We start from the raw sequence: 7,690 nt of genomic DNA, 5'->3' as shown, positions 1-7,690 counted from the left end.
TCTCTCGTCGCGTCCTGGAAAACGAGATCGCCGCGATTGCGATACAGGCGATTGCTCGCGCGGAGCCCGGGCGCTCCGCCGTCGGGAAAGTAAAGATCGTCCAGACCGTCCCCGTCGTAATCCAGCATACACACACCCGCTCCCACCATCTCGACGATGGAGCGTTTGACCGGGGGTCCCGAGTGGTTGCGGTAGTCCACGAAGGCGGAAACGAGGCGGAACAGACGGCCGCCGTCCTCCGCAGACTCCACGACCGACGGCATCGTCACGAGAACGACCGCAAGAACACCAAACATCGACGCAATCTACCGGCTCGCTCTACCCAGCTTCAAGCGCGCCTATTTCTTACGCCGCGTCTGCCACGCTCTTCCGTGACCCAGCGCTCGATGCAAATCCGAAAGAGCCACCGCTCGAATCCGCTCGGCCAGCGGATAAGTCGCATCTCCAGCGTAGATGACATCGAGGCGGTCGAGGTGAAGATCCTCGATGGCCACCCTCATCGAACGCGTGATCTTGGGAGCGACAGTGCGCTTGAACTCGAAACCCCACCGATGCCGGCCCCGCACGACGAGCAAGTCAAGCTCCGCGCTCGAGTGAGTCGCCCAGAAGAAACACTCCTCCGGTCGCGCGTCGAGCTCGCGGGTGACCGCGTTGATCGCGAATCCCTCCCAGGACGCACCCACCTTCGGATGACCTTCGACGTCAGCCTGGTCCCGGAGATTCAACAAGGTGTGGAGTAGCCCGCTGTCGCTGACGTAGACCTTGGGCGATTTGACTTGGCGTTTCGCGAGATTCTCGCTGAAGGGACGAAGCTGCCGAACGACGTACGTTGCCGTCATGACGTCCAAATATCTGCGGATCGTCGTGTCCGCAACTCCGAAGGATCGCGCGAACTCCGACGAGTTCCAGATTTGACCGTGATAGTGAGCGACCATCGACCAGAAGCGCTCGAGAGTCCCCGACGGGATCTGGACACCCAGCTGTGGCAGGTCGCGCTCGAGAAACGAGCGAACGAAACTGCGGCGCCATTCGAAGCTGAGCTCGTTCGTGCGGGCGAGAAAGGAGCGCGGGAAGCCGCCTCGCAACCATAGCTTTTTTCGACGGCGAACACCGACTTCGTCCATCGAGAAGCCCTTCAGCTCGTGGTAAATGATTCTTCCGGCCAGGGACTCGGAGCTCTGTCTCAAAAGGTCCGGTGATGCGCTTCCCAGAATCAGAAACCGGGCGGGATAACGCGGACGATCGGCGAGTACCCTGAGCGTCGAGAACACCTCGGGGAGCAATTGGATCTCGTCCAGTATCACGAGCCCGGTTAAGTCTTGGAGCGCTAGCATCGGATCACTCAGGCGAGCCCGATCGGAAGTCTCTTCGAGGTCGAATCGCCGGACCGGCCCTTTTCGCCACCTCGCCGCGATGACGCGAGCGAGGGTCGTCTTGCCGATTTGCCTCGCGCCCACGATGGCGACCACCGGAAATCGGGATAGGTACGCCTCGATTCGCGAACGCTCCCGCCGCCGTTCCAGCACCCCGAAAAGGCTACCTTGAAATCTCGGCTGCGTCCACCGAGATTTCAAGGAACTCGGACGACGTGTGCCTCGCCCGGACCCACCACGAGCTCGGTGAAGCTCTCTGCCTCCCCCGATTCGGATGTTCGCCTGCGGGCGACGACTAGCTCGCCGTCGACGAGCAACGAGACCTGCTCTCCGGCGAATACGGCCCGCCAGGCGAAGGCGGGCCCGGAATGGTTCTCCACTCGGGTCTCTCGAGCACCCGACTGGTGGACCGCGATTTCGTTCGCAAGCACCGGCACGTTATCCAGTCGAACCCAGGAAACCTCGTTCGGCAGGCGCGAACGGGTCTCGACGACTCCCTCCGACGCTCGTGGGCTGACTCCGACGAGATGATGCACCGTCGTACCGACTGCGGTGAAGACGTTCTCGGGGTAATCGCGATGCGGCAGATGGGGATCCATTTGGCCCATCAGATAGTGAAAAGCTTGCTCGTTTCGCCCGTAACGGTAGTAGGCCTCGGCGAGATAGGAATTCTCCTCGATGGTCAGCGGTCCGATGTCGAGCTGGTCGAAGAGCTCGTCGGCACGTGAACCGTCCACGATTCCGAAGTACAGAGGAAAGATTTGCATGGAAGGAACGTCATCGGTATTGAATTTCCCGCCTTCTCCCCGTGAAGGATAGAAACGGCCTAGCTCGGGGCTCCACCAGGCCTCGTTGTACAAACGACGCAGACGGCTTCCCTCGGTAGCGATGGAAACTGCCTCGTCCGTCTCGCCCCGCAGCATGAGGATTCGCGTGTAGGCGCGGATCGCGGCGTAGTGCGCCGCAACCAGATCGCCGCCTGTCCAAGCCCGGGGCAGCTCGCCTTCGTAGTAGGTCGCGAGTCCACGCGTTCCGTTCTGCGGAGGGCTTTCCATCAGGCCATCGCCATCCTGGTCCCACACCGCCACGTAATCGGTGAGTGAACGGCGATAAAAGTGATCGAAGTCCCGGTGACCGAGATAGTCTTCGTCACCCGTCCATTCGTAGACGCGATAGCAGGTGTGCACCATGTCGAAGTTGGCGGGTAGCTTGTATCGGAAGTCGTCGTCTCCACGATAGTCGATGGCTGACGGCCGGTCGTTGCGGTCGATCGCCCAGAAGGTGCACCAGTCACGGGATTCGGCGATTGCCCGAGCAAACCTGAGAAGCATGTTCTTCACATGGGCGGATAGGCCGAGAGCCATGGCCCCGGTAGCTTGATGCGAAACGTCGCGCACGCAGAAAACCTCGCGTCCGGGGAGCGCCCCGCCAAACCATTTCCCCACGGCGCTCCCGTCGAAGACGTACTCTAGAGCCTTTGTTTTCGCCCACGAGAATCCCTCGACGAGCGGCCGGTGATCGGATGTCAGCTCGATCGCGCCGAGGCTCGGCTCGAGACTCGGCTTCGCCGCGCCCTTGCAGCAAGGCAGGCACCAGGCGATGACCAGCCCGATCACCATCCGATGAAACATCTCCTTGCGCTGTATTCTGATACATCCTAGACTTTCGCGCTCGGCGCGAGGGAGTTCCATGTCTTTTACCAATCTCGACTGGCTCGTCGTCACCCTCTATTTTCTCGTTCTCATCGGGCTCGCCTGGTGGGTGATACGCAGGCGCCCGGAGTCTTCGGCCGACTACTTCCTCGCCGGACGTCACGTGGGATGGTTCGTCATCGGCGCCTCGATCTTCGCATCGAACATCGGATCCGAGCACATCGTCGGGCTCGCGGGCACGGGGGCGAAGAGCGGTGTGGTGATGGGCCACTACGAGCTGCACTCATGGCTGGTCCTCGTGCTCGGTTGGGTCTTCGTCCCGTTCTACATGAGAAGCCGCGTTTTCACGATGCCGGAGTTCCTCGAGAAACGCTACAGCCCCGCGGCGCGATGGATTCTCTCTTTGACGGCGCTCGTCGCCTACGTGCTCACGAAGATCTCGGTGACGATCTACGCCGGCGCGGTCGTTTTCCAGACGCTCATGGGCATCGACTTCTGGACCGGGGCCCTGGTGGTCGTGATCTTGACCGGGATATACACCGTGCTGGGGGGGCTTCGAGCCGTCGTCTACACCGAAGCGCTGCAGGCGTTCGTGCTGCTCGCCGGATCCGCGACCGTCACCGTGGCCGGCCTCGCTCGCCTCGGTGGCTGGAGCCGGCTTCTGGAGATCGTCGATCCCGAGCATCTCAACATGTTCCTGCCGGCGGACCATCCCGACTTCCCGTGGACGGGAATGATCCTGGCGCCACCGATCGTCGGTCTCTGGTACTGGTGCACCGATCAGTACATCGTACAGCGGGTTCTCGCGGCGCCGAACGAGCGACAAGCACGCCGGGGAACCATCTTCGCCGCCTATCTGAAACTCGCGCCGTTCTTTATCTTCCTCCTGACCGGCGTCATCGCCTTCGCGCTAGCACGAAGCGGCGAGCTCGAGCTGGTCGAGGCCGACCAGGCTTTCCCGGCGATGGTGGCTGCGATCCTTCCCTCGGGCGTGCGCGGCCTCGTTGCCGGAGGGCTCCTCGCCGCGCTCATGAGCTCTCTCGCCGCCGTCTTCAACTCCTCCTCCACGCTGTTCACGATGGACATCTACAAGAAGCTCCATCCCGACGCGTCGGAGCGCACCCTCGTGGTCGTGGGGAAGCTGGCAACGACGGTCCTCGTCGTCACCGGAATCGCCTGGATCCCCTTGTTGCGAAACATCTCCGGTGAGCTCTACCATTATTTACAGAGCGTACAGGCCTATATCGCACCGCCCATTGCGGCGGTCTTCTTTCTGGGACTCTTTTCGAAACGCATCAACTCCCAGGGCGCGCTGGCCTGTTTGATCGGAGGTTTCGTGGTGGGAATGGGCCGGCTCGTGGCCGAGCTCAACAAGGATGCTCTCAGCGGATGGCTCTTCACCTTCGCCGACGTCAATTTCCTCCATTTCTGCGTGTTTCTTTTCTTGTTCTGCGCGTTCTTGTTGATCGCGACGAGCCTGGTGACGCGGCCACCGTCCGAAGAGAGCCTGCGGGGCCTCACCTACGCGACGACTGTTTCCGGCGATCGAGCGTCATCGCGCGCCAGCTGGGACTGGACCGACGTGATGCACACCGTCATCATCGTTGGCGTGGTCGTTCTGGTCCTGCTCTACTTCTCGCCGCTCCGAATGCTTTGATCGGCTGATGTTCGAAGGACGTTGGGAGCAGCGGTGGCATCCGCTCCGCGAGGAATGGGTGATCATCGCCGCCCATCGCCAGGACCGGCCGTGGACGGGCGAGACCCTGGGAGACGAGCCTGCCGGGGTTCCCGATTTCGTCGCCGACTGCTACCTTTGTCCCGGGAACCTGCGCTCGAGCGGACAGCGGAATCCTCGCTACGAGTCGACGTTCGTTTTCGACAACGACCACCCCTGTGTCGGGCCCGACGCACCCACGAATCTGTCGATACCGGCCGAGCCGTACCGCGTCCGTCCGGCAACGGGCGTCTCGCGGGTCGTTTGCTTCAGCCCACGTCACGATCTGACGCTCGCGGAGATGGAGTCGATGGCGGCGCAAGAGGTCATGGGCACCTGGCAAAAGGAGTTTCGCGATCTGGCGAGAAGGCCCGACGTCGCTCACGTCCTGATGTTCGAGAACAAGGGAAAAGCCGTTGGTGTCTCGAACCCGCACCCTCACGGTCAGATCTACGCGACCGATTTCGTTTTCAAGACGATTGCCAACGAGGTGGCGGCGTCCGCGCGTTATCGGGCGAATAGCGGTCGCATTCTCTTCGTCGGCATCCTCGAAGCGGAGGCGGCCGACGGAAGACGGATTCTCTACGAGAACGACACCGCAGTGGCCTTCGTCCCCTACTTCGCCCGTTATGCTTACGAGGTGATCGTGGCGCCGAAGAGGACTCACCCCAGCATCGCAAGCCTGTCCGACGCCGAGGTCGTCGATTTCACCGCCGCTTTACAGCACGTGCTCGTGAAGTTCGACAATCTCTGGCGGATGAGCTTCCCCTACGTGATGCTCCTTCATCAAGCCCCGACTGACGAGAACGATTACGGCGCATTCCACTTCCACGCCGAGTTCCACCCTCCGCTGAGAAAGCCGAATTTGCTGAAGTACCTCGCGGGTCCGGAGGTGGGCGGGGGAAACTTCCTCAGCGATACCGTTCCTGAGGAAAAGGCGGCGGAGCTCCGGGCGGTGCCCGACGTCCACTACCGGCACGTGCCCGAACGATGAAACTCATCGATCTCCTGGGCCCCATCCGCGAGCTGCACGCGCAAATCAGGGAGGCGGTCGTCGCCGCTTTCGCGCGCCGCGAGCTCGAGGAGCTTTCGTCGGTAGCGAGGGACGAGGAAGGCGACACGCTCTACGCGGTCGACCGCGTGGGAGATTCGGTGCTTCTCGAGTTCTTCGAGAAGGCGTCGCTCGACGAAGCGGTGGTTCTCATCGCCGAAGGTCTCGAGCCCGATGGAAAGATCGTCGTGCCCCGCACTGCCTCCGAGAACGACGCGGCCTTCCGGATCGTCATCGATCCGATCGACGGCACTCGTGGAGCGATGTACCAGAAACGAAGCGCCTGGATCCTGACGGGAGTGGCTCCCAATCGCGGCACGGACACGAGCCTGCGAGACATCGAGCTCGCCGTTCAGACCGAGATCCCCCTGATCAAACAGCACTTGTCGGACGCCGTGTGGGCGTTCTCCGGAGGACCGGTCGAGGCCGAACGCACCAACCGACTGACAGGGGAGGCCTGCCCACTAAAGCTCCAACCGTCATCGGCCGCAACCATCGAGCACGGTTTCGCGACCATCGCGCGATTCTTCCCCGGAGCGCGCGACGAGCTCGCGGCAATCGACGAAGAGATCGTGCGTGCCGCGCTTGGCCCGAGCCCGAAAGGCAAGGCTCTCTGCTTCGAGGACCAGTACATTTGCACCGGAGGCCAGCTCTACGAGTTGTTCTCCGGGCGCGATCGGTTCGTCGCCGATTTGAGGCCGCTCATGGCACCGCTTCTGTCCGCGCGCGGCTTCCCGCTGGGCATTTGCGTGCATCCTTATGATGTCTGCACCGAGCTCATCGCCCGCGAGCTCGGTGTCGTCATCACCGACGCGTACGGTGCGCCTCTCTCCGCACCTCTCGACGTCGGGTCGGATGTGAGCTGGATCGGCTATGCCAATGAGAACATCCGCAGGCAGATCGAACCGTTGCTGCGGGAGGCGTTGAGACGGCGAGGGCTATGGAGCTGACCGAATGGCCCGACGTCGCCGCCCTCGTGAGCCGGCTGGAATCGGCTGCAGGCAAGAACGCGCCCGTGTTCCTGGCGAGGGCACCGGGACGTCTCGATGTGATGGGTGGCATCGCCGACTACTCCGGCTCGCTCGTGCTCCAGCTTCCCCTTCGAGAAGCCGCCTGCGTGGCGCTGCAGCGGCAGGCGCCGCGGACGCTCGACGTCATCAGCCTGGGCGACCGAGCTCGTTACTACACCACATCGTTGGATGAGCTGGTGAAACTCGACTACGACGCGGCCCGCGCTCACTTTCGACGAGAGCCTTCGAGGGCGTGGGCGGCCTACGTGGCCGGGGCTTTCGTGGTCTTGATCCGGGAGAAGCGAGGCTCTTTTCCGAACGGCGCACATATCGTCGTGCGCTCGGACGTGCCCGAAGGGAAGGGAGTCGCCTCCTCGGCGGCGCTCTCCGTAGCGTCCATAACGGCCATCGATGCCGCCTATGACCTCGGCCTCGGGCCGCGTGAGCTCGCGTTTCTCGCGCAGAAGGTCGAGAATCGAGTCGCCGGTGCCCCGTGCGGAATCATGGACCAGACGACGGCGGTCTTCGGCGAGAAGGATCGCCTCCTGGCGCTTCTCTGCCAGCCGGCCGAGATCCAGGGGAGCCTGGCCATTCCGGAAGGGCTCGCCTTTAGGGGCATCGACTCCGGCGTCGCTCACGCGGTCTCCGGAGAGGATTACACCTCGGTGCGCATCGGTACCTTCATGGGATACCGCATCCTCCAGGAAGCGTCAGGTCGGGACTTCGACGGATATCTCGCCAACCTCACGCCTTCGGAGCTCGAGCACACCTACCGGAGCGAGCTTCCGGAAGCGATGTCGGGAGCCGAGTTCCTGGCTCGTTACGGCGGAACCTCGGATCCGGTGACCACCCTGGATCCTTCGGTGACGTATCGGGTTCGTGAGCCCACC

7 protein-coding genes are annotated in these 7,690 nt (G+C 62.7%); 4 read left to right on the top strand and 3 right to left on the bottom strand.

What is annotated here, in order from left to right:
- The 3 genes from VEK15_23915 to VEK15_23905 all read right to left on the bottom strand — a co-directional run.
- On the bottom strand, positions 1-296 hold a 296-nt coding region (locus tag VEK15_23915), incomplete at its 3' end, for a hypothetical protein (GenBank protein ID HXV63768.1).
- 42 nt (positions 297-338) lie between these two features.
- Entirely contained in the window at positions 339-1,526 is a 1,188-nt protein-coding gene (locus VEK15_23910; protein HXV63767.1) for an ATP-binding protein, read from the bottom strand.
- Positions 1,527-1,570: 44 nt separating this feature from the next.
- On the bottom strand, positions 1,571-2,992 hold the full coding sequence (locus VEK15_23905; protein HXV63766.1) for a hypothetical protein: 1,422 nt from the start codon (positions 2,990-2,992) through the stop codon (positions 1,571-1,573).
- A 70-nt stretch (positions 2,993-3,062) separates the two neighbouring features.
- Here VEK15_23905 and VEK15_23900 point away from each other — a divergent pair, with 70 nt between their 5' ends.
- From VEK15_23900 to VEK15_23885, 4 genes are all read left to right on the top strand, one after another.
- The gene (locus VEK15_23900; GenBank protein HXV63765.1) at positions 3,063-4,682 is read left to right on the top strand and encodes a sodium:solute symporter; all 1,620 of its coding nucleotides are present in this window, start codon (positions 3,063-3,065) and stop codon (positions 4,680-4,682) included.
- Positions 4,683-4,689: 7 nt separating this feature from the next.
- Positions 4,690-5,733, top strand: coding sequence for a galactose-1-phosphate uridylyltransferase (galT, locus tag VEK15_23895; GenBank protein HXV63764.1), 1,044 nt, complete (start codon positions 4,690-4,692; stop codon positions 5,731-5,733).
- Entirely contained in the window at positions 5,730-6,740 is a 1,011-nt protein-coding gene (locus VEK15_23890; protein HXV63763.1) for an inositol monophosphatase, read from the top strand. Before galT ends, VEK15_23890 begins: the two co-directional genes overlap by 4 nt.
- A partial coding sequence (locus VEK15_23885; protein ID HXV63762.1) for a GHMP kinase occupies positions 6,731-7,690 on the top strand: 960 nt, incomplete at its 3' end. The genes VEK15_23890 and VEK15_23885, both read left to right, overlap by 10 nt.

The sequence above is a fragment of the Vicinamibacteria bacterium genome (assembly GCA_035620555.1).
Classification (GTDB): domain Bacteria; phylum Acidobacteriota; class Vicinamibacteria; order Marinacidobacterales; family SMYC01; genus DASPGQ01.
Note: the sequence above shows the minus strand (reverse complement) of the source record. Positions and strands in the feature narration are given on the sequence as shown.